This is a genomic window from Embleya sp. NPDC020630 (genome assembly GCF_044334985.1).
GTDB lineage: Bacteria > Actinomycetota > Actinomycetes > Streptomycetales > Streptomycetaceae > Embleya.
Window position 1 is genome coordinate 112,273 of the sequence record NZ_JBIRUB010000011.1, and the last position, 25,089, is coordinate 137,361.

Sequence of the window (25,089 nt, forward strand, 5' to 3'; positions counted from 1 at the left end):
GCTCCAGCCTATGAGTCACCCGGCTTGGGACGGGGCTTATGGGTCTTGATCACCACGAGTCGGTCACCCGCGCCGAGCACCGCCGCCTCGGGGTCGTCGTGCCGCAGCGTGCGGTGTCCGCGCACCACGGCCACCACCAGATCGCCGCACTCGCCCGGCGACCTGCCCTTCTCGTGCTTCTCGAGCGGCCGCTCGACCAGGTCCATGCCCTCGCCGTAGTGCATCAGGTCCTCCATCACCTCGCCCACGTTCGGGCTGAGCATGGAGACCCCGAGCAGCCGGCCCGCGGCGCTGGCGGTGGTGACCACCGAATCGGCGCCGCTCTGCCGGATCAGCGGCGCGTTCTCGTCCTCGCGCACGGCGACCACGATCCACGCGCGCCGGTTCAACTGCCGTGCGGTCAGCGTGACCAGGGCCGCGGTGTCGTCCCGGTTGACCGACACGATGATGTTCCGCGCCCGCTCGACCTCGGCCCGGCGCAGCACCTCCGCCCGGGTCGCGTCGCCGGAGACCACCACGAGCCCGTCGTCGTCGCTCGCCTCGGCGACCGCCTCGGGGTCGGAGTCGACCACGACGATGTTCTCGCGCGAGACGCCCTGCGCCATCAGCGTATGTACCGCGCTGTATCCCGTCGTGCCGTAGCCGACCAGGACGGTGTGGTCGCGCAACGTGGACCTCCAACGGTTGAGCCGCAACTGCTCCCGGGTGCGCTCGGTGAGCACCTCGAGGGTGGTGCCGACCAGGATGATCAGGAAGACCACCCGCAGCGGGGTGATCAGCACCACGTTCACCAGGCGGGCGCCGTCGCTCGCGGGGGTGATGTCGCCGTAGCCGGTGGTGGAGAGGGTGACCGTCGCGTAGTACACCGCGTCGAGGAACGAGACGTGCTCGTCCACCGTGTCGCGATAGCCGTCGCTGTCGACGTAGACGATCAGGATCGTCGCCGCCAGCACCAGCAGCGCCATCCCGAATCGGCGCAACACCTGCGCCAGCGGCCCGGGTCGTTCCTTGGGGATGTGTACGCTCGCGCCCGCCTGACCGGCCAGGCCCGCCGGCCCCTCGGGTCGTTTGCGCAGCGTCGGCAGCGGCCGGGTCAGCGCGCCGCGCGGCCCGCGCCGATCGCCCGGGCGGTCGTCGGGGAAACGCACCGTCCTCACCGGGGCGCCGCCAGCACCTCGACCGGATCGCCCGCGCGCACCCCGCCCGGCGGTACCACCGCGATCCGGTCGGCGACCGCGAGCCCGCGCAACATCGCCGGTCCGGCGAAGGCCAACGGCCGATCCCCGCGCATCGGCACCAGGCGGGTGTCGTGCGGGTGGCCCGCGATGTCGGCGCCGGCCCGGATCCGGCGCGGGCGCGGTTCGGGCCGCCCGGACAACCGGCGCAGCAGCGGCACCGTGAGGGTGAGCATGCCGGCGACCGCGGCCAGCGGATTGCCCGGCAGGCCGACCAGATACCGCCCGGCGCCGGGGCGTTCGCCGGGCAGGTGGGCGAGCAACATCGGATGCCCGGGGCGGACCGCGACGCCGTCCACGAGGACGTCCGCGGCCAACTCGGCGAGCAGCCCGTGCACGTGGTCGCGCGGGCCGTCGGCGGTCCCGCCGGTGGTGATCACCACGTCGGCCCGCGACCCGCTCACGTGGGCGCGCAGCGTGTCCGGGTTGTCCCCGACCCGGCGCACCCGCAGCAGATCGGCGCCCAGGGTGCGCAACCACGGCGTGATCAGCGGGCCCAGCGCGTCCCGGATCCGGCCCTCCCGGGGCAGCCCGGAGTCCAGCAACTCGTCGCCGAGCACCAGCAGTTCCACCCGAGGCCGGTCCACCACGACCAGTTCGTCGTAGCCGGACGCGGCGGCCAGGCCGGTCACCCCGGGGGTGACCGTGGTACCCGCCGGCAGCAGTTCGTCGCCGCGTCGGCACTCCTGACCGCAGGCGCGGATGTCGGTACCCTGCTGGAGGTGCGCGTCGGCGAAGAGCGTGCGGCCCTCGACCCGGCTCTGCTCGCTGCGCAGCACGGCGGTGGCCCCGTGCGGCACCCGCGCGCCGGTGGCGATCTCCACCGCGTCCCCGTCGCGCATCACCCCGATCTCCCCGCCCGAGTCGCCCGCGAGCAACCGGCCGCGCACCCGCCACGGCCCGGGCCCGGCGACCGCCCAGCCGTCCATGGCCGAGGTGTCGAAGGGGGGCAGGTCGGTGAGCGCGACGATGGGCCGGGCCAGCACGTGATCGCGCGCGTGGTGCAGGGTGCGCGAGACCGCGGGCAGCGGTCGCCCGGCCGCGCGGGCGGTGGCCCGGGCCTCCGGCCAGCCGAGCGCCGAGGGCACCGGTGCGTGCGGTTCGGGGCGCGGCACGGTCCGGCTCTCCCGAGGGACCATCAGGCGTCCGGTTCGGCGTCGGGGCCCCGACGCTCGGCGAGTTCGCGCGCCTGGCGCAACGCCTCGGCCACCGCGTCGGCGCCGCCGCCGCGCATGGCCGCGGCGTAACCGACCAGGAAGGAGGTGAGCGGCGCGGCGGGTCGCTGCACGTTGTGCGCCGCCACCCGGGTCATGTCGAGCAGCGCCGCGATGTCCACGTCCAACTCGATGCCCAGTTCCTGCTTGACCGCTTCGGTCCACTCGTCCAGGCCAGTCATCTCTCTCCTCTTCGGGGCTGTGTCCATCCTCCCCGACCGTGCTCGCGCGTCGCGCACATCCGCCCAGGTGTCGCAGTCGAAGGCGGCGTCGGGACCGGCCTGGATCCGGCGCGTCGCGAGCGGGCCGACCACCCGGCGCAGCGCCGCCCCGGCGGGCTCGTCCAGACCGGCCAGCGCGGTGCGGAGCGCGGCGGTGCGGTAGGCGGCGAGCAGGTACTGGTCGCGCCCGTCGGCGTCGACCGCGACCACGCCGGCCGGCGCGTCCGGCCCCCGGTCGGGGCCGAGCGCGGCCACCAGGCGGTCGAGCAACGCGGCGGACAGGAAGGGCAGATCGGCCGCGAGCAGGACCACCGCGTCGGCCCGCACGACCGGCAGCGCGGCGGCGAGCGCGGCCACCGGGCCACCGCCGGGCGGGTCCTCGCGCACCCACACCACCTCGCGGCGGGTCGGCCGGCGCGGGCCCACCACGATGGTGCGCTCGGCGCCGGCCGCCGCGGCGAGCACCCGGTCGAGCAGCGGGACACCGGCCACGAGCAGGCCCGGCTTGTCCGCGCCGGCCAGCCGCCGGGCGGCGCCGCCGGCGAGCACGATGGCGTCGTGGCCGCTCATGCCGGCGCGTTCGCGGAGGTGCAGGACCAGCGGAAGAGGGCCATCCCGACACTGGTGGCCAGGTTGTAGCTGGAGACCCTGGGCCGCATCGGGATGGCCACTCGTCGATCCGCCCGCCCGCGCAACGCCGCGGAGACGCCGTGTCGTTCGGTGCCAAAGGCGAGGACCGCGTCGTCGGGGATGTCGGTGGCCCGCAGGTCGTCGCCCTCGGGGTCGAGCACGAACAGCGGCCCTTCGGGCAGTTGGTCGGGGCCGACCCGGGCGACCTCGGTGGCGAAGTGCAGCCCCGCGCTGCCCCGGATCACGTGCGGATGCCACGGGTCGAGGTCGCCGGTGGTCAGCACGGCGGCGGCGCCGAACCCGGCGGCCAGCCGGATCACCGCCCCGACGTTGCCCAGGTTGCGCGGGTTCTCCAGGAGCACGACGGGCGCGGCGCGCTCGCCCGGGGGCGCCGGTTCGGGACGCCGGGCGAACGCGAGCACCCCGGTGGGGCTGCCGCGCGGGACCAGTTCGCGCAGCAGGGCTTCCGACACCTCGATCGCCGTCTCGTCGAGGTGTTCGCCCACGTCGGCCGCGAGTTCGTCGGCGAGCGCGCGAACCGCGGCCCGGTCGGTGGTCACCACCAGGGACACGTCCGCGCCGAACCGCAGTGCGTGCTTGACCGCGTGGAAGCCGTCGAGCAGCACCGTCCCGGGCGCCGCGGCCGACCGGCGCACGCGGGCATCGACGTCGTGGAGGTCCATGGCAGCAGCCTAGAACCCGGCGTGCCCCCGCCCCGACCGGCGTGGCGCGGGTCGGGACGGGGGTGCGAGTGCCTCGGTCAGGCCCGACTCGCGGTCGGCGACAACCCCGCCGGCCCCTCGGACGCGGGCGGCCCGGCCGGCGGCGCGGGATCGGCCGGCACCTGTGCCGGCGCGGCGGGCCCGCGCCGCAGCCGCGCCGTGAGCCGCCCGATCACCCGCGAGCGGGTCCAGATCAGGAACGCGGTGGGCAGGAACAGCGCGTCGCCCACCGACATCGACGCGGAGAACGCGGGCAGGCCGAGCAGGACGGCGATGCCGAAGTGCATGCCGAGCAGGATCACGATCGCGACGTACTTGACCCGCTTCGCGAACAGCATGAAGACGAAGCCGACCTGGATGAACACCGTGAGGTAGGCCAGCACGACGCCCATCTCGGTGTTCGCGGCGAGCGTGTGGCTGACCCCGGGCCAGGGCGCGAAGTACTCCAGGTTCAGCACGTAGTGCATCGCCGTGCCGTCCTGCCAGTACGAGCCCTGCACCTTGTAGAGGCCGGCCGCGCCGTAGATGAAGCACACCTCGGCGGCGATGACGAACAGCGCGCAGTTGTGCACCGCGGTGACCAGGCCGGCGCGGACCTGCTCCACCTCGCGTGGAAGCCGCCACAGCGCGCCGAAGACCACGAGGATCCCGGGGAGCCAGATCCATTGGCACACGAACGCGAAGGAGAACTTGGGGTGCAGGGCCCACGAGTCGCCCCGGCAGGTGGTGCCGAGCACGACCATGGCGATCAGCCCGACGAGCACCCCGACCTCGTGCCCGGGACCGGTGCCGGGGCGCACCCCGGTGCGCCGGGCCCGACGGGCGTCCAGCGACCACACCCGACCGCAGGCGGTGAAGGCGAGGTAGATCGACATCAGCAGCAGGACGGTGTCGCCGCCGTCGGTCATCAGGATGGAGCGGCTGTTGAACGACACCACCATGACGGCGAACAGGATGCTCGTCGCCCGGGTGTGCCAGCCGAGCACGAACAGCGCGCTGACCACGATGGCGGCCAGGTAGACGCCCTCGAACCACCAGCGCGAGTCGCTTTCGAGCAGCAGGCTCACGCCCTGGATGCCGTTCAGCAACTCCCGGGCCATGTCCGGCGACCAGGCCGACTGATCGCCCCAGATCTCCCGCCGGTTCAGGTATTCGCGCAGCAGGCTGACCAGGAACACCAGGCCGTAGCCGATCCGCAGCAGCGCCGCCTGGTGCACCGCGAAGGTACGTGTACCGACCGCGTCCAGGGCCCCGACCAGCGCGCGGCCGACGGCGTCCTCCCCGCGGCGCCACGGGCTCGCCGCGCCGGGCGGCCGCACCTCACCGGAAGTCATCGGGCTTCGTCTCCCACCAGCCGAGCGTGCGGTACGAGGTCGTCGGCTCGGGGCTCGCACCGGGCTTGCCGATCGCCGTGGTCGCGACCCGGATCCGGATGGACTCCAGCGAGCGGTTCAGGCCCGCGTCCTGGAAGCGGTGCACCACGATCCGGCGCAGGTAGCGCTGGGTCAGCGGGCCGCGGCTGCCGACCGCCGACTCGTCCTTGGCGTCGTGGCTGTCGGAGTAGCTGGACCAGGCGCGCCGGATCATGTTCTGGTCGGCCTTGCTCGGATACGGGTTGCCCCGGATGTGGTTCAGGTCGTCCAGGGTCAGGTCGGACCAGTCCGACTCGACGACCCGGCCGTCCGGACCGCGCACTCGCGACTGTGCCTGCACGCGGAAGTTCTCCGACATCGGATTCGGCGCGAACAGCGCCCAGTTCTGTTCGAAGTAGGGGTAGATCCAGGTGCCGGTCTCCTTCTGGTACTCCTGGCTCAGCGCGTTGCTCGGCGCCACGTGCAGGAACACGAAGAAGACGTGGACGAGGGTCACCAGGATCGCGAGGACGGCGAACACCGCCGTGACCGAGCGCACCGCGGTCGACCGGCGCTCGTCGGCGGGCACCGCCGTGTCCGTCGGCACGTCGACGGGGGAACGCTCCCCCGCCTGTTCCGGGATGCGGACGGCGGGCGATGGTGTGCCGGGTGCCGGACCCGAATCGGCCGTCGGTCCGCCGGTCGCGGTGCCCACCGCCGCCCCGGACTCGACTACCGGCTTCGACCGATCCACCGGTTGCCCGGGCACCGCGTCGTCAGGCGACTGCATGCCTCTCCCGTGGTCGATGGGTCCGATCCGGACCCGTGCGCCCGGCACGCTACCGGGTCCGGTCGGCGGGGCGTACCCAAACCACCGCCGACCACCCGTTCCCGACGGCTTCCGCGAGCGCGGCTCACAGGTCCAGCACGTGCTCCCGCTCGTGCGCGCGGTAGCGCCCGATCAGCTCTTGTCGCCCGGCGTCGTCGAGGAGGCGATACGCCCCCTCGCGCTCGGGACGCCACCACACCTCGTCCGCCGTACGAAATCCCTCGCGGCGCAATCCGACCTTGTGCACCTTGTTGGTCGCGGTGGTCGGCACCGTGTCCACCACCCGCACGAACGTGGGCGCCATCTTGGTGCCCAGGTCGGGCTGTTCGGCGATGAACGCGGCGAACTCCCCGGGGTCGAAGGCGGTCCCCTCGCGCATCTGCACGGCCGCCATCACCAGGTCCCCGGTCACCGGGTCCGGCACCCCGTACACGACCACCACCTCGAACGGCTCGTGGCGGGCGAGGATGCCCTCGATCGTGGCCACCGCCAGGTTCTCCCCGTCCACCCGCAGCTTGTCGTCCGCCCGCGCGGCGAAGTAGAGGTATCCGGCCGCGTCCCGGTAGAAGTGGTCGCCCGTCCAGTAGCGGCCGTCCCGGGACCGGGCCGCCGACGCCTGCTCGTTGCGCCAGTAGCCCTCGAACCCGCTGCGCCCGGTGTTGACCAGCTCACCTATCGCGGCGTCGCCGTTGACCAGCCGACCCGCCGCGTCGAACTCGGCCCGCGCGCACTCCTCGCCGGTCGCCGGATCGAGCACCGCGGCGTGCTCCGGGCACGGCCCGACCGCGCCCGGGGGCGTCCCGGGCCGCCGGTTGACGCTCATCCCGCCCTCCGAGGAGCCGTATCCCTCGGTCAGCGCGCATCCGAAGCGCGCCTCGAAGCGCGCCATGTCCACCGCGCCCGCCTCGGTGCCGAACCCGGCGCGCAGCGGGTTGTCCCGGTCGTCGGGCCGCTCCGGGGTGGCCAGCAGATACGAGATCGCACGCCCGACGTAGGTGAAGTAGGACGCGCCGTAGCGGCGGACGTCGGGCAGGAACGCCGACGCGGAGAACCGGCGGCGCAGCGCGACCGCGCCGCCCGCGCGCAGCGCCGGCGCCCAGTTCGCCATCAGCGCGTTGCCGTGGAACATCGGCATGCACACGTAGTTGACGTCGTCCGGGCCGAAGCCGAACTGCGCGGTCAGCGCGCTGCCCGCGCCGGCCAACCGGCCCTGCGAGCAGATGACCCCCTTGGGCGCGCCGGTGGAGCCGGAGGTGAACACGATCAGCAGCCGATCCGAGGGGTCGACCGTCAGGGCGGGCAGCGCGGCGTCCGCGTACGGTCGCAGCAGGTCGGCGTAGCCGGGGTCGTCGACCACCAGGATGCGCTGCGCCGGGATGCCCAGATCCAATCCGTCGAGCAGCGGCAGGTGCGCCCGCTCGGTGACCAGGACGGCGCATTCGGCGTGGGTGATGTCGCGCGCCAACTCCGCGCCGCGGCGCGTCGAGTTCACTCCCACGAGGGTGGCGCCCGCCACCGCCGCGGCGGACAACCAGAGCGGGAATTCGGGCACGTTGTCGAGCAGGACCCCCACGTGCGGCTCGACTCCGCGCGGCAGCAGGTCGGCGAGCAGCGCGGCCCGGGCGGCGGCGTCGCGGGCGATCCGGTCGTGCGTCCAGGTCAGGTCCTCGAAATGCAGCCCGGTCCGCTCGTCGCCCCATTGGCGATGTACGAGCTCCGCGATCGTCACCATGCCGCACTCCCTCACCGCGATCCGGCCGCGCCGGGTCTGATAGACCGTTAGATCTGATGCACCGTCATATTCTTGGCCCGCATTCTTGGCAAGATCAAGAACCGCGTCACGAAAGATGGGGCATTCTCGGCAGGCTCCAGCAAAGTGTCACGAAGGGACGGGTATGAACTCGAACACCGGGCCGCTGCCGCCGGCCTCGGCCACCGCCCTCGCCGAACTGATGGCCGGCACCCTGCCCGGACCGGAGAGCGTGACCCCGGAGGCGCTCGACCTCGCGGACCGGGTGCGGGATCTGGTCGAGGCGGTGGTGTGGACCGACGTGGACGCGGCGGTACGCGCGGACGCGGCCGGGCGGATCGCCGAGCTGACCGCGCTGCTCGGCGCGGCCCGCCGCCCGCAGGCGGTCTCGCTGATCCGGTATCCGGACGGCCGGCTGGAACATCTGACCCAGATGGGCTCGGGACGGCTCAACCCGCAGGCGCCCCGGCTGGTGTTCGCCGAGGTCACCCCCAGGCCCGACCCGACGGCGGAGCCCGCGTCGGTGGAGATCAACGCCCGATGCACGCTGACCGCGGCACACGGCGGCCCGCCCGCCCGCGCGCACGGCGGCATCGTGGCGGTGATCCTGGACCAGCTGCTCGGGGTGGCCGCGTCCGCGGCCGGGGCGCCGGGGCTGACCGCCGGCCTCGACATCCGCTACCGCCGGGCGACGCCCTACGACGTACCGCTGGAGCTGACCGGGCGCTGGACCGGCCGCGAAGGACGCAAGAGCTTCGCGACCGGTGAGATCCGCGCCGACGGGCAGGTGACCGCCGAGGCGACCGCGGTGTTCATCGCGGAACGGCGGTCCTGAACCGAACGACGGTCCCGGCCGGAGGGAGCGGCGCGGCGGGCCTCAGACCACCGCCGGAGCCGCCTCGGTCTCGCTCACCATCGGCCGCCCCGCGGCCTCCCAGGCGAGCATCCCGCCGTCCACGTTGACCGCGTCCCAGCCCTGCTGGCCCAGATAGTGGGTGACCTGCGCGGACCGGCCGCCGACCCGGCACATCACGTACACCCGCGTGTCGTGCGGCACCTCGTCGATCCGGTCGAGCAGCGTGTTCATCGGGATGTGCCGGGCGCCGGCCACATGACCGGCGTCCCACTCGTGCGCCTCCCGTACGTCCAGTACGAAGGCGTCGTCGGGAACCGCGGCGGCGGCCACGGCCGGCGGGGGCGACAGGTGCATCGGGTCTCCGGGAGGTCAGGCGTCCGGAACCCGTCCGGCCGCGCTCATCGCACATTGTCGGTCATCGGCGCCGCGCACAGGTGCCCCGAACGGGCGAACCGCCCGCTCGTCACCCCCGGCACACGCGCGGGCGGGGGCGGCCGGGCACCGGCCGCGGCCGATCACGGCACCAGCGTGCCGAGCACCTTCTCCTTCTCCGCGATGTCGTGCAGGAGCTGGTCGGCCAGATGTTCGAGCAGGCCGTCCGGATCGTCGGGGGCGAGCTGGAGCAGCTGCCCCATCGCACCCGCCATCAGCTCCTCGCGCAGCCCGGCCAGCTCGGTGCGGCGATGGGTGAGCCAGGCCAGCCGGCTGCGCAACCACTGCCCCCGGCCCTCGGTACCCGCCTCGCTCGCGCCCTCCGGGGACGTGGCCCATTCCGTACCCAACGCCAGCAGCTCGGTCACGTCGCCGCGCGCGTACGCGGCGTTCACCCGGGCGATGAAGGCACCCCGGCGCTGCTTCTCCTCCGGGTCCTGGACCAGATCCGGGTGCGCCCGGCGGGCCAGCTCGCGAAACAGCTTGCGTGCCTCGGCGCCGGGGCTGACCCGGTGCACCTCAGGCACCGGCATCGACTCCTCGGCCGAACCGCCCTCCGCGCCGGGCGCCCCGTCGAGGGCACCCAAAAGCGAGTCCAAGTCCGGCATGTCCGTGACCACACCACGCAATTCGACCGCGCGCCGGATGTCCGCCGGATCGCCGGTGTGCGCCGCGATCGCCTCCGCGATCAAGGCGTCCAACTCGTCCAGCCGCTCGTAGAGCGGACCGAGCCGGCGGTGGTGCACGATCGCCAGGTTGTCCAGCTCGACCTGAAGGGTCGTCACATCCACTTCGTCGTCGAGCAAGGCGGTCTCCTCGGCGGCGACCTGTCGCTCCAACTCGGCGATTTCGGGGTCCGACCAGGGGGTCGGCGCGCTGACCTCGTCCATCACGTCCCTTGTGTGCTGTTCTGTTCCCGCGCGACACCGGCCGGCGGGCGCGTCTGCCGGACTTTGAAGATCAAATCACTCGCAACACCCCCCAGCAGCCTATGTGGTAGGGCAGCATGGTCAGGCCGTCCCTGGCCAGTCGATCCAACAAAGCAGTTGGCTAGAGGGGATAAGATCCAGCCATGCCGCCCGACACCGCACGCACCCGAGCCAAACTTCTCGACGCCGCCCGCGCGGAGTTCGCCGAGCACGGCATCGCCGGCGCCCGCGTCGACCGCATCGCCCTGCGCGCCGGGGTGAACAAGGAGCGCATCTACGCGTACTTCGGGAACAAGGAGCAGCTCTTCCAGCACGTGCTGACGGAGTCGCTCCAGGAGCTCAACACGGTCGTCACGATGCCCAACGACGACCCGGCCGAGTACATCGCCCAGGTGTACGACTTCTACTGCGCCCGCCCGGAATTGCTCCGGCTGCTGGTGTGGGAGGCGTTGTACTACGGGCACGACCCGGTCCCGGACGAGGAGCGGCGAGTCACGAGCTACGCCGCGAAACTTCAGGAGTTCGCCGATCACCTCGGCGTGAAGCCCTCGCCCGACGTCGCCCAGCTGCTCTACTCGCTCATCGGCGTCGCCGCCTGGCAACAGACGATGCCGCAGATGTCGCGGGTACTGCTCGGGGCCGACTCGGAGTCCGAGGAGGCCCGGGCGAACCGGCGCAAGCACCTCATCGAGTTCACGCGAGCGTCCATCGCGTCGATGAAGCAGTCATAGCGCGCACGGCCGGATGAAGGGTCCACCCTTCATCCGGCATGCCCACGAACGTGCCGTCCTTCCGGCACGCTCTCCTCGAAGGAAGGCACGGCCGGGGCAGGCCCTCCCCCGGGCACCCCGCACGCGCGGCGGCCGGCACACCCCATGCCCCCGCCGCCCGCACACCCCGTCCCCCCGCCCCGGAACGGCGACCGAGCCGGAACACCCCGCCGGCCGGTCCACGACACGAAGCCCTCGTGCGCGGCAACGCGCACGAGGGAATCGGCCAGGGCCGTCCCGCACCCCGGGGCTTCACCCCGGATGAGCAGACGCTCGCCCCATCGCAACGAGGGAATCGGCCAGGGCCGTCCCGCACCCCAGGGCTTCACCCCGGATGAGCAGACGCTCGCCCCATCGCAACAAGGGAATCGGCCAGGGCCGTCCCGCACCCCAGGGCTTCACCCCGGATGAGCAGACGCTCGCCCCATCGCAACGAGGGAATCGGCCAGGGCCGTCCCGCACCCCGGGACTGAACCCCCGCCGGGTCAGACGCCGGTCTCGGCCGGCAGCCGGCCCGACCGCACTGCGGCCAGCAGTTGTTCGTGGTCGGCCTCCGTACGATCCGCGTACCGCACCGCGAACCGCGCGAACGCGTCTTCCAGCCGGTCGTTCTTCCCGCAGTAACCGGCCAACACCTGCGGGTCCACCGAGTGGCTGTGCGCCCGGGCCAGCAGCGCGCCGGTCATCCGCGCGTAGTCGTCTATCTCGTGCGCGGCCAGCAGCGTCGCGTCGATGCTGCCCTTCATATTGCGGAACCGCCGCACCATGAAGTCGCGCCCGTCTATCGAGGTCCAGCCCAGCAGCGCGTCGGTGCCGGCCTGCATCCACTTCTGCCCGACCACCACCCGACGCCCCTCGTGCTCGACCCGGGTGGGCGGCAGATACGGCGCCAGCGCCGACGGACGGGCCTCCTTCACCTGCAGCACCAGCGGCTCGTCGCCATTGCCCAGGAGCAGCACCACATAGGCCCGGGTACCGACGCTGCCGGTGCCGACCACCCGAAACGCCACGTCCTCCACCGCGAACCGGGCCAACAACGGCCGCCGCTCGGTGGAGAGGGTGTCCACGTAGCTCTCCAGGCCGCCCGCCACCGCACGGGCGAGGTCGTCGTCCACCTCGGTGAGCACCGGCGGATCGGGCACGAAGTGCCAGGTGCCGTCGGAGCGCCGTGCGGTCGACTTGGCCGCGAACCGCGCGCTGGTGTTGCGCCGCGCTTTCGCGGTGACCTGCGCCAGCAGTCCGGACAACTCGTCCGCGTCCGCGTGCGCCACCAGCGAGTCGTCGGCGATCGCGTTCCAGGCCTGGAGCACCGGCATTTTGGCGAGCAGCGCCATCGTCTTGCGATACGACGCGGCCGCGTCGTAGGCGGCCGCGTGACACGCGTCCTCGTCGAGCCCGCCGACCCGACCCGCCACCACGAGCGAGGCCACCAGCCGCTTGAGGTCCCACTCCCACGGTCCCTGCACGGTCTCGTCGAAGTCGTTGAGGTCCATCACGAGCCGACCCTCGGCCGTACCGAACACCCCGAAGTTCGCCGCGTGCGCGTCACCGCATATCTGTGCCGTCAGCCCCGTCACCGGCTCCGCCGCCAGGTCCGCCGCCATCAACCCGGCCGCCCCGCGCAGGAACGCGAACGGCGAGGCCGCCATGCGCCCGATCCGCAACGGCACCAGGTGTTCGAGTCGCCCGACGTTGGAGCGCTCGACGCTCTCCACCACGTCCGGCCGATCCACCGCCGGCTCGAACGCCGCGTGCGCGGACCGCGACACCCGCTCGCGCAGGCCCTTGCCCAGCGCCTTGGACGCCACATCCGACCTGTCCCGAAAACCCGGAACGATGAATTCCCGCCCCACCGAAGTCCCCGACATGTACCGATCCTCCCCGGACCCAGCCCACGACCGGCCATGCACGACACACGGCCCGACATACGAAAAGGCCCCAGGTCGATGACCTGGGGCCTTTGCTCGGTGCGCGAGGGGGGAGTTGAACCCCCACGCCCTTTCGGGCACTGGAACCTGAATCCAGCGCGTCTGCCTATTCCGCCACCCGCGCGAGCAATCAAAGATTAGCACGGGCCCGAGGCCCATTACGAATCCTTACCCGCAGCCCCCACGGCTCACACCATGAGCACCCGTATGGCCACTCAGAGCAACCAACGGTTCATCTTTCCGTACCGGGATCCCCACGACCCCCGCCTCTCCGGCATGCTTGCCCTGCACCGTACGGTGAACGGGCTTCGGCCCGGGCCACGCACACGGTCGCGGCACAACTACTGCAAGCGAGCCACCGAGGGGTCGACAGGGTGTAGGAATCCCTGTGAAAGCCAACACTCCTTACAGTGGCCACGGTAGGGAACCGCGCCCGTTTCCCACGCGTGGATACGATCAGTGAGCAGACTGTAGGACCGGACCGGCCGATCGCGTACGGAAGGAGGTGCCCGTGGGTCCCCTGAAGAAGTTCGAGCAACGGCTCGAGGGCCTGGTCAACGGCGCCTTCGCCAAGGCGTTCAAGTCCGATGTCCAGCCCGTCGAGATCGCCAGCGCCCTCAAGCGCGAGTGCGACAACAACGCGACGATCTGGAACCGAGACCGCACCATGGTCCCGAACGACTTCGTCGTCGAGCTCGGACAACACGACTATGAGCGCCTGAGCCCGTACGTGCAGCAACTCGGCGGTGAGCTGGCGACCGTGGTGCGCGACTACGCGCAACAGCAGCGCTATTCGTTCATCGGCCCCGTCGAGGTCCATTTCGAACATGCCGACGATCTGGACACGGGTCTGTACCGGGTGCGCAGTCAGGCACTCGCGGGCAGCCAGTCCCAGCTGGACCAGCAACAGCCCCCACAGGCATCGCCCTTCCCGGGCGGGGGGCCGCAACCCGAGCAGCCGCCGCAGGGTTATGGATACGGTCGACCCGGCGGGCCACCCCCGCCCGGGGTGCCCGCACCGCCCCCCTTCGGCCCGCCCGGGACCCCGGGAACGCCGCCCCGGCCACAGCCGGGGGAGCAGGCCGGCTACGGTCAGACTCCGCCGCCGGCACCACGGCTGCGTACCTGGCTGGAGGTCAACGGGGTGCGTCACGAGCTCACCGCCCCGGTCGTGAAGTTGGGCCGCAGCACCGATGTGGAAGTTCGCGTCGACGATCCGAGCGTTTCGCGGCACCACGCCGAGATCCGCGTAGGCGCCCCGGCGTCGATCACGGACCTCGGTTCGACCAACGGGATCGTCGTCGACGGCCAGCACTGCCAACGTGCCGGCCTGCGGGACGGATCGCGCATCGTGCTCGGCAGCACCACTGTCGTGTTCCGCCAAGCCGAGGGGTGACAACGGGCGCATGTCTGAGCTGACCCTCACCGTTATGCGGTTGGGTTTCCTCGCTGTGCTGTGGTTGTTCGTGATCGTCGCCGTACAGGTGATCCGTAGCGACCTCTTCGGCACACGCGTGACCCAACGACCCACGCGGCGCAGAACCGCCGCGCCGGCCGCAGCCGGAGGAGGTGCCACTCCGCCTCCGCAGGCGCAGCCGGCCCCGCCTCCGCAGCGGCAGCAGGCCCGGCCCCGCCGCGGCCAACGCAACAACAGCCCGAGCAAACTGGTGATCACCGAAGGCTCGCTGACCGGCACGACGATAAATCTGACGGATCAGCAGATCACCATCGGCCGGGCGCACGACTCGACCATCGTGCTGGACGACGACTACGCGTCGAGTCGGCACGCCCGCATCTACCCTGCGCCCGACGGCAGCTGGGTGGTCGAAGACCTCGGGTCGACGAACGGTACCTACCTGGACCGTACGCGCCTGACCGGTCCGACCCCCGTGCCGCTCGGTGCGCCGATCCGCATCGGCAAGACCGTTATCGAGCTGCGCAGGTAGCCTGAATGAGCCTCTCTCTCCGCTTCGCCGCCGGATCCCACAAGGGCATGATCCGAGAAGGCAACGAGGACTCCGGGTATGCCGGTCCTCGCCTGCTCGCGGTCGCCGACGGCATGGGCGGGCAGGCAGCGGGCGAAGTCGCCAGCTCCGAAGTCCTGTCCACCATCGTCGAACTCGACGAGGACGTGCCCGGAGCCGACCTGCTCGACGCGCTGCGTTCGGCGGTCGATCGCGCCAACGACCGACTGCGTGTGATGGTCGACGACGATCCCCAGCTCGAGGGCATGGGGACCACGTTGACGGCGCTGTTGTGGACCGGGAGCCGTCTCGGCCTCGCCCACATCGGCGACTCCCGTGCCTACCTCCTGCGTGACGGCGCCCTGGAGCAGATCACCCAGGACCACACCTGGGTGCAGCGCCTGGTCGACGAGGGTCGGATCACCGAGGAGGAGGCCGACCACCATCCGCAGCGCTCGCTGCTGATGCGCGCGCTGGACGGGCGCGGCCACGTCGAGCCGGACCTGTCGGTGCGCGAGGCCCGGCCCGGCGATCGCTACCTGATCTGCAGCGACGGCCTGTCGGGGGTGGTCAGCCGGGAGACGATGGAGACCACCCTCCTCACCTACGGCAATCCCAACGACGCGGTCCAGGAGCTGATCCAGCTCGCGCTGCGCGGCGGTGGCCCGGACAACATCACCTGCATCGTCGCGGACGTGGTCGACCCCTCCGACCAGCCCTCCGACAGCCCGATCGTGGTGGGAGCGGTCGCGGCCGTGGTGGACGACACCACGACGCTGCCGAACACCCCGGCCTCCCGGGCCCGGGAGCTGACCGCCGGCGAGTACGAGACCGAGGCCCTGGTCTCCGAGCCGGGCAGCCGGCGCAAGCCCAAGCCCAAGTCCACCCTGCGCAAGACGCTGCCCATCTGGGGCGGCGTCGCGGTGCTGGTGGCGGCGCTCGGCGGCGCCTACTACTGGACCCAGACGCAATACTTCGTGGCCGACAAAGGAGACCACGTAGCGATCTACCGGGGGATCGACTCGAAGATCCTGGGCATCAACCTCGCGAGCACGTACCAGAGTTACGACGAGGTGAAGCTGTCCCTGATCGGTCAGCCCAATCGGGACGCGGTCAACAGCACGCTCGACGCGACGAGCCTGAGCGACGCACGGCACACCATCGACCGGCTCAAGCGCCAGGCCGACGTGTGCCGCAGGTCGTACTCGGCGCAGGACATGAAGAAGACCGAGGCTCCCGGCAACCCCGGCGCCCAGCCGGCGGGCAGCGTGGACGCGTTCCCGCAGCAGGTCCAGGGCCTCCCGGTGGCGCTGCAGACCAACCTGCCGGCCGCCAAGCACACCTCGACCACGGCCTCGCGCAGCAACCGGAGTTCGACCGCGCCGCCCACCGAGTCGGGCGGTCGAAGCAAGGGCAGCACGACCACGAGCCCGACTGCCCCGGCGAGTTCGGCACCACCGAGTACGACACCACCGGCGGCGACACCGGAGGCACCCGGGGCGGGGCTGAGCGCCGAAGAGGCCGAGCTGGCCAAGCAGTGTTATCCGCGACCGGCCGGAACCGCCGGAACGAACTGAGGGGAGCGCCGTGAGCAACACGACGATCACCCCCCAAGCCGCACCGAATCGCCGCAACACCGAGTTGATGATGCTCGGATTCGCGGTCCTGGTGCCGATGCTGGCCTACGCCAACGTGGGACTGGCGGGGGACGGGTCACTGCCCATGGGCAGCCTGATCAAGTACGGCTTCGGCCTCGGCGTCTTCGCGGGAATCGCGCACCTGCTGGTCCGCAAGTTCGCCCCGTACGCCGACCCGCTGCTGCTGCCGTTGGCCACGTTCCTCAACGGCATGGGCCTGATGTTCATCAACCGGCTCGACCTGGACATCGTCAAGGGCATCGGTCTGGGCGGCAGGCACGGCACCGCGGCGGCCGGTTCGCAGCTGATGTACTCGGCGATCGGCATCGGGCTGTTCGCGGGCATCGTGGTGCTCCTGAAGGACCACCGGCTGCTCCAGCGCTACACGTACACGTTCATGGCGCTCGCGCTGGTCCTGCTCGTGTCGCCGATCCCGTTCCCGGGCGACATGTACGGCGCGAAGATCTGGATCCGGCTCGGCCCGTTCAACTTCCAGCCCGGCGAGTTCACCAAGATCGTGCTGACGATCTTCTTCGCCGGCTACCTGATGGCCAAGCGCGACGCGCTCGCGCTGGCCAGCCGCAAGGTGATGGGGCTGTACTTCCCGCGCGGTCGGGACATGGGCCCGATCGTGGTGGTCTGGCTGCTGAGCATCCTGATCCTGGTGTTCGAGCGCGACCTCGGCACCTCGCTGCTGTTCTTCGGCCTGTTCGTGGTCATGCTCTACGTGGCCACCGAGCGCACGAGTTGGCTGCTGTTCGGTCTGTTCATGGCCGTCGGCGGCGCGGTCGTGGTCGGCACGCTCGAACCGCACGTGCACGACCGCGTGGCGGCCTGGCTGGATCCGCTGGCCGCCTACAACGGCAGCGGATCGGTGCAGTCCGAGCAGCTGGCCCAGGCCCTGTTCGGCTACGGCACCGGCGGCCTGCTCGGCACCGGCCTCAACCAGGGCCACCCGACCGAGATCGGTTTCGCCGCGCGCAGCGACTTCATCCTGACCACGGTCGGCGAGGAGTTGGGCCTGGCCGGGATGATGGCCATGTTCATGGTGTACGCGCTGCTGATCGAGCGTGGTCTGCGGACCTCGCTGGCCGCGCGCGACCCGTTCGGCAAGCTGCTCGCGGCCGGCCTGTCGGTCACCATCGCGCTCCAGGTCTTCGTGGTCGCGGGCGGCGTCACCGGCCTGATCCCGCTCACCGGTATGACGATGCCGTTCCTGGCCCAGGGCGGCTCGTCCGTGATCACCAACTGGGCGCTGGTGGCGATCCTGATCCGGATCAGCGACACCGCCCGCCGCCCCGCGCCGCCCGCCGGGACCTTCGACCCGGGCGCGGGAGTGGCCCCCCGGCGCGGCTCGCACGCCTCGGGCCGCGACGGCACACCGGCCGGCGGCACCACCCCGCCGCCGCCGAACACGACGCCCGCCGACGGTTCGTCCGCTCCCGACCCCGAGGCGCTGACCGTGGCCGGCGGGGTGCCCAGCGCCCCCGGCGGCCCCGGCACCCCGCCTCCGGGCGGCTCCGGGACGCCACCCAGACCATTCGCGCCCCCGCCGCACCCCGGCGGCGGAGCCCCGTTCGGCCCGCCGGGCCAGGGCGGCTCCGGCGGGCCGAACCCGTGACCGCCGCAACGCACGTCCAGGGGAGGGAAACACCGTGAACAAGCCGTTGAGGCGGGTCTCCGTCTTCTGTCTGATCCTGGTCGCGGCACTGATGCTGCGGGCCAACTGGGTCCAGGTCGTCAAGGCCGACGACTACGCGAACAACACCCACAACAAGCGGGCGATCTACGAGAAGTACTCGCACCCGCGCGGCGACTTCCTCGTCGAGGGCAAGCCGATCACCAGCTCGGTCAAGACCGACGACAAGCAGTACGAGTTCCTGCGCAAGTACGAGTTCGGCCCGATGTACGCGCCGGTCACCGGCTACATCTCGCCGTTCGTCGGCAAGAACCTGCTGGAGAGCATCGACGACGACATCCTCAGCGGCAAGGACAGCCGGCTGTTCGTGCGCAAGGTGCTCGACACGGTGACCAACAAGGGCACCCGGGGCGGCAACGTCGCGCTGACGATCAACGCCAAGGCGCAGGAGGCCGCGTACAACGGCCTCAAGGACAAGACCGGCGCGGCGGTCGCGATCGACCCGGACACCGGCAAGGTGCTGGCCATGGTCAGCACGCCGTCCTACGACCCGAACGTGCTGGCCCAGAACGACCGCAACGCGGTGGCCGAGGCGTACGACCAGATGACCCTGGACAGCGACCCCAAGCGCAAGAAGCCGGACACCAAGTTCGACCCGAAGATGCCGATGGACAACCGGGCGCTGCGCTACACCTATCCGCCCGGGTCGACGTTCAAGCTGATCACCGCGGCGGCGGCGCTGTCCGAGGGCAAGGCCAAGCCGAACGAGGCGCCGACGGTCCCGCTCAAGGGCGACACGCTGTTCTACCCGTCCTCGAACCAGGGTTTGAGCGAGGCCTCGCACCCGGGCTGTGTCGGCGCGACCACGCAGCGCGCGCTGGAGTTGTCCTGCAACACGGTCTTCGCCCAGCTCGGCACGGACGTCGGCGAGGCGAAGCTGAAGGAACAAGCCGAGAAGTTCGGGTTCAACAACTTCGGCAAGGGCGTCAACGACAACCCGCTGGACATCCCCACCCGGGCCAAGCCCAGCCTCTTCCCCGGCGGAAACGACGGCGGACAGCTCATGCGGGCCTCGATCGGCCAGCAGAGCGTCGCGGCCACCCCCATCGAGATGGCCATGGTCGTCGCCGGGATCGCCAACAACGGCAAGGTGATGAAGCCGTACGTGGTGGACGAGTTGCGGGCGCAGAACCTCTCGGTGCTGGAGAAGACCCAGCCGCAGTTGGCCAGTCAGGCGGTCTCGCCGGAGGTCTCGGCGCAGCTGCGGGACATGATGCAGGCCGTGGTCAAGGACGGCACGGGCAAGCCCGCCGCCATCCCGGGCGTCGAGGTCGGCGGCAAGACCGGCACCGCGCAGCAGGGTCTCAACAACGACAAGAAGCCGTTCGCGTGGTTCGTCTCGTACGCCAAGGGCGCCGACGGCAAGAGTGTCGCGGTCGCGGTGGTGGTCGAGCCGGACGACAACGTCCAGCGTGACGACATCGCCGGCGGCCAGCTCGCCGGCCCGATCGCCAAGGCAATCATGGAAGCCGTGGTCAAGAAGTGAGCCATGGCACACGATCACCCCGATAGTCACTCCGACCACTACTGCAATCAGATATCGACGTGCCCTCGTGGCTCGGGTGTGACGGCCCGCCGGGCCGCCGCACCGGTACCGTGTCGGAGAACGCGCCGGACCGTTGGGGCAATCGCCGCGGTGCCGGCCGGCCGAAGACCGAAGGCCGTGGACCGGTAAGGGAAGGGCTGGAAGTTATGGAAGAGCCGCGTCGCCTCGGCGACCGGTACGAGATCGGCGCGGTCCTCGGCCGTGGTGGCATGGCCGAGGTGTACATGGGCCGTGACATTCGTCTGGGACGCAGTGTGGCGGTCAAGACACTGCGCGCCGATCTCGCCCGTGACCCAACGTTCCAGGCCCGGTTCCGCCGCGAGGCGCAGTCGGCCGCGTCGTTGAACCACCCGGCGATCGTCGCGGTCTACGACACCGGCGAGGACTACATCGACGGGATCTCGATCCCGTACATCGTGATGGAGTACGTGGACGGCTCGACGCTGCGCGAGCTGCTGCACTCGGGCCGCCGGCTGCTGCCGGAACGGGCTCTGGAGATGACCGCCGGCGTGCTCCAGGCGCTGGAGTACAGCCACCGCAACGGCATCATCCACCGCGACATCAAGCCCGCCAACGTCATGCTGACGCGGCAGGGCACGGTCAAGGTGATGGACTTCGGCATCGCGCGGTCCATGGCCGACAACGGCATGACCATGACGCAGACCGCGGCCGTGATCGGCACCGCGCAGTACCTGTCGCCGGAGCAGGCCCGCGGCGAGACCGTGGACGCCCGGACCGACCTGTACTCCACCGGCTGCCTGCTCTACGAGCTGTTGACCGAGCGCCCGCCGTTCATCGGCGACTCCCCGGTCGCGGTGGCCTATCAGCACGTCCGCGAGGACCCGCTGCCGCCGAGCACGTTCGACCCCGAGGTCTCGCCGACCATCGACTCGATCGTGCTCAAGTCGCTGGCGAAGAACCCGGACAACCGGTACCAGAGCGCCGACGAGATGCGCGCCGACATCGAGCGGGCGCTGCACGGCCTCCCGGTGGGCGCGCCGAGCGTGATGGCCGCGCCGATGGGGGCCGACCCGGCGACGCAGTACCTGCCGCCGACGGCGGGCGGGGCGACCCAGGTCATTCCGGCACACGGTCAGGGGCCGGCCACGGGGCAGTACGAGCTCGACGACAACGACCGCCGCCGGGACGAGCCGAAGAAGTCCAGGGGCGGCGCCTGGATCCTGCTGGCGCTGGCCTGCATCGCGGTCCTGGTCGCCGCCTTCTTCATCGGCAAGACCCTGATGGGCGACGGCGAGGACAAGTCGGCGGGGGTGCCCACCCTGACCGGCAAGACCCTGGAGGAAGCCACCAAGGCGGTGGACAACGCCGGGTTCAAGATCAACATGAACAACGACCCGTCGCAGTGCCCCAAGGACGCCACCGGGACCAAGGGGACCATCTGCAAGCAGACCCCGCCGGCCGGAGGGAGCGCCAAGAAGGGCGACACCATCCAGGTCTGGGCCTTCGGCGGCCCGAAGAAGACCACCGTCCCGCCGGGCCTCAAGGGCGCCACCGAGGAGGAGGCGACCAAGAAGCTCAAGGACGCCGGTCTGCTGGCCGACCCCGTGCGCAGCCAGACGCTGACCAGCTGCACCCGGGACACCGTCTGCTCGACCAGCCCCGACGCGGGCGCCGAGCTGAACGAGGGCGACAAGGTCACCCTGAACATCTTCACCGGCAAGACCCAGGTGCAGGTGCCGCAGGTGGTCGGCCTCAGCTACGACGACGCCAAGGCCAAGCTGGAGAACCTCGGGTTCAAGGTCACCAAGTCCTCCGACCAGTACACGACGGAGAAGCCGGCCGGCCAGGTGTTCAAGCAGAGCGAGACCGCGGGCTCGAAGATCAACGAGGGCGGCACCATCAACCTCACCGTCTCCAAGGGTCCGACCCCGGCCACCACGGCCCCTCCGGCCACGGGCACCCCGGGCGGCAACACGGGCTCCAGCAGCCCGCCCCCGTCCGGTGGCAACAACCAGGGCAACGGCGGCGGCAACCCGGTGTTGGGCGGCGACCTGAGGGGCGGCCACGGCAACTGGCCGAACTGACCCGAAGACATCACCGGACCGAGGCCCCGAGAGCCGATCCTCCCGGGGCCTCGGCCTTTTCCCGCCGACGCGCAGGGGGCGTGGGCAGGGACTACCTCCGGAGACCCTCGGTTGCGTCGGCGGGGGTGGGGTCGGAGGTGGTCGCCCGGTCGACGAGTGTGGCCAGGTGGGACAGCGCGGTCGCCGACGGGGTGTTCGGGCGGGCGCGGAAGACGTGGATTTCCAGGGCGGTGTCGCCGGTCGGGGTGGGGACGCGCAGGGTTTCGTAGTCCAGGTGCATCGAGCCGACCGCCGGGTGGTGCACGCTCTTGTGGCCGGCGCCGCAGACCAGCACCTTGCCGGTGGCCCAGATCCGCCGGAAATCGGCGCTGTGGGTGGAGAGTTCGGTGATCAGCGTGGCCAGCTCCGCGTCGTCGGGGTAGCGCCCGGCCGAGACCCGCAGCTGGCCCACCGCGTCCTCGGCCCGCTCCTCCCACTCGGGGAACACGCGGCGGGAGGCGGGGTCGAGGAAGAGGAACCTGGCGTTGTTGCGGTCGCGGCGGCTCGGGTCGGCCAGGCCGCCGACGAGTTCGGCGCCCAGGTCGTTCCAGGCCACCGTGTCCAGGCGGTGGTTCGTGGCGAAGGCCGGGAGCCGGGTCAGCGAGTCCAGGATCTGCTGGATCAGCGGGCTGACCCGGGCCGTCGGCGCGGGGACGCGGCGGGTGCCGGCCAGCGTGATCAGGTGCCGGTGCTCGGCGGCGTCGAGGCCGAGCGCCCGGGCGAGTGCGTCGAGCACCTCGGGGGAGGGCTGGGTGGCCCGACCCTGTTCGAGGCGTACGTAGTAGTCGACGCTGATCCCGGCGAGCTGGGCCAACTCCTCGCGGCGCAGGCCGCGGACCCGGCGTCGCCGGCCGCCGACGAGTCCGACGTGCTCCGGTGCGACGCGGCCTCGGCGGGCCCGCAGGAAGCCGCCCAGCGCGCGCCGGGCGTCGCCGACGCCCTCGACCGCGTCGTCGGTGTGCGCGGCGGGCACGCCCGCCGTCCCGGTGCGCCACTCGGTGGCGGTCGTACGCTCGTCCTGCTCCACCCCGTTCATGCGGTCAAGTATGCGCGGGCGCCGGGCGGATCGGTCCTGTGTGGTTCTCGCAGTACCAGGAACGGGGTTCCGCCGGTTGAACCGGGTCCTGGCTACCCGTTCGCGCCCGGAGGAGGGTTGGCTCCATGAACCCCACCACACCGCAGTCCGGCCGGCCCACGTCGTCGCCCCGCAAAGTCCTCGTCGTCGCCGCCCATCCCGAGCCGCGCTCGCTCAACGGCGCGCTGACCGAGTTCGCGGTCGAGCGGCTGCGAGCGGCGGGGCATCACGTGCGGGTGTCCGACCTGTACGCGATGAAGTGGAAGGCGACGGTGGACGGCGACGACTTCCCGGAGCACGTCGCGGACCACCGCCTTCGGGTGATGGCCGAGTCGCAGCGGGCCACGCTGACCAAGCGGCTGGCCCCGGAGATCGCCGCCGAGCAGGAGAAGGTGCTCTGGGCGAACGCGGTCGTCCTGCAGTTTCCGATGTGGTGGTTCTCCGCGCCGGCGATTTTGAAGGGTTGGATCGACCGGGTGTTCACCGCCGGATTCGCCTATGGCCCGGAGGTCCCGCCCCCGTACAGCGAGGGCGCGTTGGCCGGGCGGCGGGCACTGTTGTCGGTGACGGCCGGCGCCCGGGAGACCGCGTTCTCCGACCGGGGCATTCACGGGCGGTTGGCGGAACTGCTCTTCCCGCTCCAGCACGGGTTGTTCTGGTTCGCCGGCCTGGCCCCGCTGGAGCCGTTCGCCGTGTTCGGCTCGAACGACGTGTCGCCGGAGCGGTTCGAGGCGGCGAAGGAGGAGTACGGCCGACGGCTGGACGGGCTGTTCACCGACGAGCCGGTGGCCTTCCGCGCGCTCGGCGGCGGCGACTACGACCGTGAGATGCGGCTGCTGCCGGGCGTCGAGGCGCCCGGGACGAGCGGGATCGACATACATGTGCGGTCGGGTGCCTGAGCCCGGGGGCCGGTCGCGTCCGACTCCCCCGTACGCGGGGGCGGTTCGGGGCCGCGAAACGGGCGGCGACCTGCGCGGACCGGCTCTGCCGGGGGCCGACGACCGGCGCTGGGACCATGACTTTCGGTATTGGTCGGCCCCTCGGTCCACCTGTTATTGTCGAGCCCGACCCGACCGCAGCGCCCACGGCACGCGGACAGGTGCACGAACGTCACTCGCAGGACGGAGAGGCCACGCTGATGAAGAAGCTGATCCTGGTGGCTTTGGCTGCTGTAGCCGGCCTGTTGGTCTACCGGCAGATTCAGGCGGATCGGGCCGAGCAGGATCTGTGGACCGAGGCGACGGACGCGGTTCCGGCGGGCACCGGCACTCGCTGAACAGATCGTGCGGGAGATCCCGCAGAGGCTTGACCCACCCTGGGAAGTGTGACGTTTCACGTGAAACGTCACACTTCCCAGGGTGAGGTGTCGTGAAATCGCGGCCCGGTTGCCGCTAATCTGGTTCGGTACCGAGGGGCCTTAGCTCAGCTGGTAGAGCGCTGCCTTTGCAAGGCAGATGTCAGGGGTTCGACTCCCCTAGGCTCCACAAGGATCCACGACTCGCGATACGAACGAAGGGCCCGGCACGATGCCGGGCCCTTCGTTCGTATGTTCGAGCGGGTCAGTCGGTGTTCCGCTTCGGGGCGGCCGAGCGGAACTCGTCCTCGGTCAGCTTGACCTCGTCGTCGAGGGACGCGGGGGACTGCGGGGTGGTGGCGGAGCCCTGCGGGGCCTCGTCGGGCTCGTCGGTCAGCCACTCGGGCCGGGCATTGCGGCGGCGCCACCACGAGAAGGCCGCGAAGCCGCCACCCGCGACGACCGTGATCAGCAGGATCCGGCGGCGGCGGGCCCGGCGCCGCTTGGCGCGGCCGACCCGGGCGACATCCTCGGCGCTGATCTCGCCCTTGAGGACGGACAGCGCGGCGCCGGCCCGCAGAAGGGCCTCGTCACGGACGGGTTCGGCGGCGCCCCGCGCCTGGTCGACCGCCTGGTATACCCGCGGAACCACGTCGTTGCGGACCCGGTGGCGGGCCGTCTCCACGACGTGCTCGACGTGCGGTGCGGCCGTGTCCTTGGCGTTCACCAGTGCGGGTACGACCTTCTCGCGGGTGGTCTCGACCGCTCGCTCACGGGCCGCGCCCGCGTAGTGGATCGCCGCCTCCTTGGCGTGCGCGGCGTGTGGGGCAAGCCGGTCCCTGGTCCTGCCGGTCGCCTCGCGGACCGGATCCATACGGGTCACGACATCCTCCTCCTCGCCGGGTTCACCCGCTATCTGTTC

General features: G+C 71.5%; 21 protein-coding genes, 2 tRNA genes and 1 pseudogene. 11 read left to right on the plus strand and 13 right to left on the minus strand.

Annotation, left to right across the window (positions count from 1 at the left end; all coding sequences use genetic code 11):
* Window positions 1-8: 8 nt before the first annotated feature.
* The 7 genes from ACH4XV_RS31640 to ACH4XV_RS31670 form a co-directional block, all read right to left on the minus strand.
* On the minus strand, window positions 9-1,157 hold the full coding sequence (locus ACH4XV_RS31640; RefSeq protein WP_395795764.1) for a potassium channel family protein: 1,149 nt from the start codon (window positions 1,155-1,157) through the stop codon (window positions 9-11).
* Complete coding sequence (locus tag ACH4XV_RS31645; RefSeq protein ID WP_395795765.1) at window positions 1,154-2,350, minus strand: molybdopterin molybdotransferase MoeA; 1,197 nt, start codon at window positions 2,348-2,350, stop codon at window positions 1,154-1,156. The genes ACH4XV_RS31640 and ACH4XV_RS31645 overlap by 4 nt, the downstream gene beginning before the upstream one ends.
* Window positions 2,351-2,373: 23 nt before the next feature.
* Window positions 2,374-3,240 (minus strand): NTP transferase domain-containing protein, encoded by an 867-nt coding sequence (locus ACH4XV_RS31650; protein ID WP_395795766.1) that lies wholly within the window; start codon window positions 3,238-3,240, stop codon window positions 2,374-2,376.
* A complete protein-coding gene (locus tag ACH4XV_RS31655; RefSeq protein WP_395795767.1) occupies window positions 3,237-3,983 on the minus strand; it encodes a TrmH family RNA methyltransferase in 747 nt (248 codons plus the stop codon). The genes ACH4XV_RS31650 and ACH4XV_RS31655 overlap by 4 nt, the downstream gene beginning before the upstream one ends.
* Window positions 3,984-4,060: 77 nt before the next feature.
* Window positions 4,061-5,356 (minus strand): HTTM domain-containing protein, encoded by a 1,296-nt coding sequence (locus tag ACH4XV_RS31660; RefSeq protein WP_395795768.1) that lies wholly within the window; start codon window positions 5,354-5,356, stop codon window positions 4,061-4,063.
* A complete protein-coding gene (locus tag ACH4XV_RS31665) occupies window positions 5,343-6,164 on the minus strand; it encodes a DUF5819 family protein (protein WP_395795769.1) in 822 nt (273 codons plus the stop codon). Before ACH4XV_RS31665 ends, ACH4XV_RS31660 begins: the two co-directional genes overlap by 14 nt.
* Before the next feature lie 124 nt (window positions 6,165-6,288).
* A complete protein-coding gene (locus tag ACH4XV_RS31670) occupies window positions 6,289-7,935 on the minus strand; it encodes an AMP-binding protein (RefSeq protein WP_395795770.1) in 1,647 nt (548 codons plus the stop codon).
* 163 nt (window positions 7,936-8,098) lie between these two features.
* On the opposite strand from ACH4XV_RS31670, the gene ACH4XV_RS31675 reads away from it, so the two are divergent.
* Window positions 8,099-8,788 carry a PaaI family thioesterase gene (locus ACH4XV_RS31675; RefSeq protein ID WP_395795771.1) on the plus strand — a complete coding sequence of 230 codons (690 nt, stop codon included), beginning with the start codon at window positions 8,099-8,101 and terminating at the stop codon, window positions 8,786-8,788.
* Between the two features lie 42 nt (window positions 8,789-8,830).
* Here the strand turns inward: ACH4XV_RS31675 and ACH4XV_RS31680 are convergent, their stop codons facing one another.
* Window positions 8,831-9,163, minus strand: a complete 333-nt coding sequence (locus ACH4XV_RS31680) for a rhodanese-like domain-containing protein (protein WP_395795772.1) — start codon at window positions 9,161-9,163, stop codon at window positions 8,831-8,833.
* Window positions 9,164-9,324: 161 nt separating this feature from the next.
* The gene (locus ACH4XV_RS31685; protein WP_395795773.1) at window positions 9,325-10,131 is read right to left on the minus strand and encodes a hypothetical protein; all 807 of its coding nucleotides are present in this window, start codon (window positions 10,129-10,131) and stop codon (window positions 9,325-9,327) included.
* 182 nt (window positions 10,132-10,313) lie between these two features.
* On the opposite strand from ACH4XV_RS31685, the gene ACH4XV_RS31690 reads away from it, so the two are divergent.
* Window positions 10,314-10,901 (plus strand): TetR/AcrR family transcriptional regulator, encoded by a 588-nt coding sequence (locus ACH4XV_RS31690; protein WP_078976338.1) that lies wholly within the window; start codon window positions 10,314-10,316, stop codon window positions 10,899-10,901.
* A gap of 524 nt (window positions 10,902-11,425) precedes the next feature.
* Here ACH4XV_RS31690 and ACH4XV_RS31695 read toward each other — a convergent pair.
* A complete protein-coding gene (locus tag ACH4XV_RS31695; protein ID WP_395795774.1) occupies window positions 11,426-12,808 on the minus strand; it encodes a DUF2252 domain-containing protein in 1,383 nt (460 codons plus the stop codon).
* A 100-nt stretch (window positions 12,809-12,908) separates the two neighbouring features.
* Window positions 12,909-12,992, minus strand: a tRNA-Leu gene (locus ACH4XV_RS31700).
* A gap of 387 nt (window positions 12,993-13,379) precedes the next feature.
* Between ACH4XV_RS31700 and ACH4XV_RS31705 the strand changes: the two genes are divergently transcribed.
* The 6 genes and pseudogenes from ACH4XV_RS31705 to pknB all read left to right on the plus strand — a co-directional run bounded on the left by ACH4XV_RS31705 (window position 13,380) and on the right by pknB (window position 21,759).
* A complete protein-coding gene (locus ACH4XV_RS31705; RefSeq protein ID WP_395795775.1) occupies window positions 13,380-14,264 on the plus strand; it encodes an FhaA domain-containing protein in 885 nt (294 codons plus the stop codon).
* 10 nt (window positions 14,265-14,274) lie between these two features.
* Window positions 14,275-14,814 carry an FHA domain-containing protein gene (locus ACH4XV_RS31710; RefSeq protein ID WP_078976335.1) on the plus strand — a complete coding sequence of 180 codons (540 nt, stop codon included), beginning with the start codon at window positions 14,275-14,277 and terminating at the stop codon, window positions 14,812-14,814.
* A 5-nt stretch (window positions 14,815-14,819) separates the two neighbouring features.
* The gene (locus tag ACH4XV_RS31715; protein ID WP_395795776.1) at window positions 14,820-16,409 is read left to right on the plus strand and encodes a protein phosphatase 2C domain-containing protein; all 1,590 of its coding nucleotides are present in this window, start codon (window positions 14,820-14,822) and stop codon (window positions 16,407-16,409) included.
* Window positions 16,375-17,793 (plus strand): annotated as a pseudogene (locus ACH4XV_RS31720) (FtsW/RodA/SpoVE family cell cycle protein); the annotation flags it as partial. The gene ACH4XV_RS31715 and the pseudogene ACH4XV_RS31720, both read left to right, overlap by 35 nt.
* Window positions 17,794-18,124: 331 nt before the next feature.
* The gene (locus ACH4XV_RS31725) at window positions 18,125-19,654 is read left to right on the plus strand and encodes a peptidoglycan D,D-transpeptidase FtsI family protein (RefSeq protein ID WP_395795777.1); all 1,530 of its coding nucleotides are present in this window, start codon (window positions 18,125-18,127) and stop codon (window positions 19,652-19,654) included.
* A gap of 206 nt (window positions 19,655-19,860) precedes the next feature.
* Window positions 19,861-21,759, plus strand: a complete 1,899-nt coding sequence (gene pknB, locus ACH4XV_RS31730; RefSeq protein ID WP_395795778.1) for a Stk1 family PASTA domain-containing Ser/Thr kinase — start codon at window positions 19,861-19,863, stop codon at window positions 21,757-21,759.
* 91 nt (window positions 21,760-21,850) lie between these two features.
* Here pknB and ACH4XV_RS31735 read toward each other — a convergent pair whose 3' ends face one another.
* Window positions 21,851-22,834 (minus strand): helix-turn-helix domain-containing protein, encoded by a 984-nt coding sequence (locus tag ACH4XV_RS31735; protein WP_395795779.1) that lies wholly within the window; start codon window positions 22,832-22,834, stop codon window positions 21,851-21,853.
* Between the two features lie 125 nt (window positions 22,835-22,959).
* On the opposite strand from ACH4XV_RS31735, the gene ACH4XV_RS31740 reads away from it, so the two are divergent.
* The 3 genes from ACH4XV_RS31740 to ACH4XV_RS31750 all read left to right on the plus strand — a co-directional run bounded on the left by ACH4XV_RS31740 (window position 22,960) and on the right by ACH4XV_RS31750 (window position 24,357).
* Window positions 22,960-23,772, plus strand: coding sequence for an NAD(P)H-dependent oxidoreductase (locus ACH4XV_RS31740; RefSeq protein ID WP_395795780.1), 813 nt, complete (start codon window positions 22,960-22,962; stop codon window positions 23,770-23,772).
* Between the two features lie 239 nt (window positions 23,773-24,011).
* On the plus strand, window positions 24,012-24,149 hold the full coding sequence (locus tag ACH4XV_RS31745) for a DLW-39 family protein (protein ID WP_170222265.1): 138 nt from the start codon (window positions 24,012-24,014) through the stop codon (window positions 24,147-24,149).
* 135 nt (window positions 24,150-24,284) lie between these two features.
* A tRNA-Ala gene (locus tag ACH4XV_RS31750) sits at window positions 24,285-24,357 on the plus strand.
* 75 nt (window positions 24,358-24,432) lie between these two features.
* On the opposite strand, the gene ACH4XV_RS31755 is transcribed toward ACH4XV_RS31750, so the two are convergent.
* The gene (locus tag ACH4XV_RS31755) at window positions 24,433-25,041 is read right to left on the minus strand and encodes a DUF5324 family protein (protein WP_395795882.1); all 609 of its coding nucleotides are present in this window, start codon (window positions 25,039-25,041) and stop codon (window positions 24,433-24,435) included.
* Window positions 25,042-25,089 lie beyond the last annotated feature (48 nt).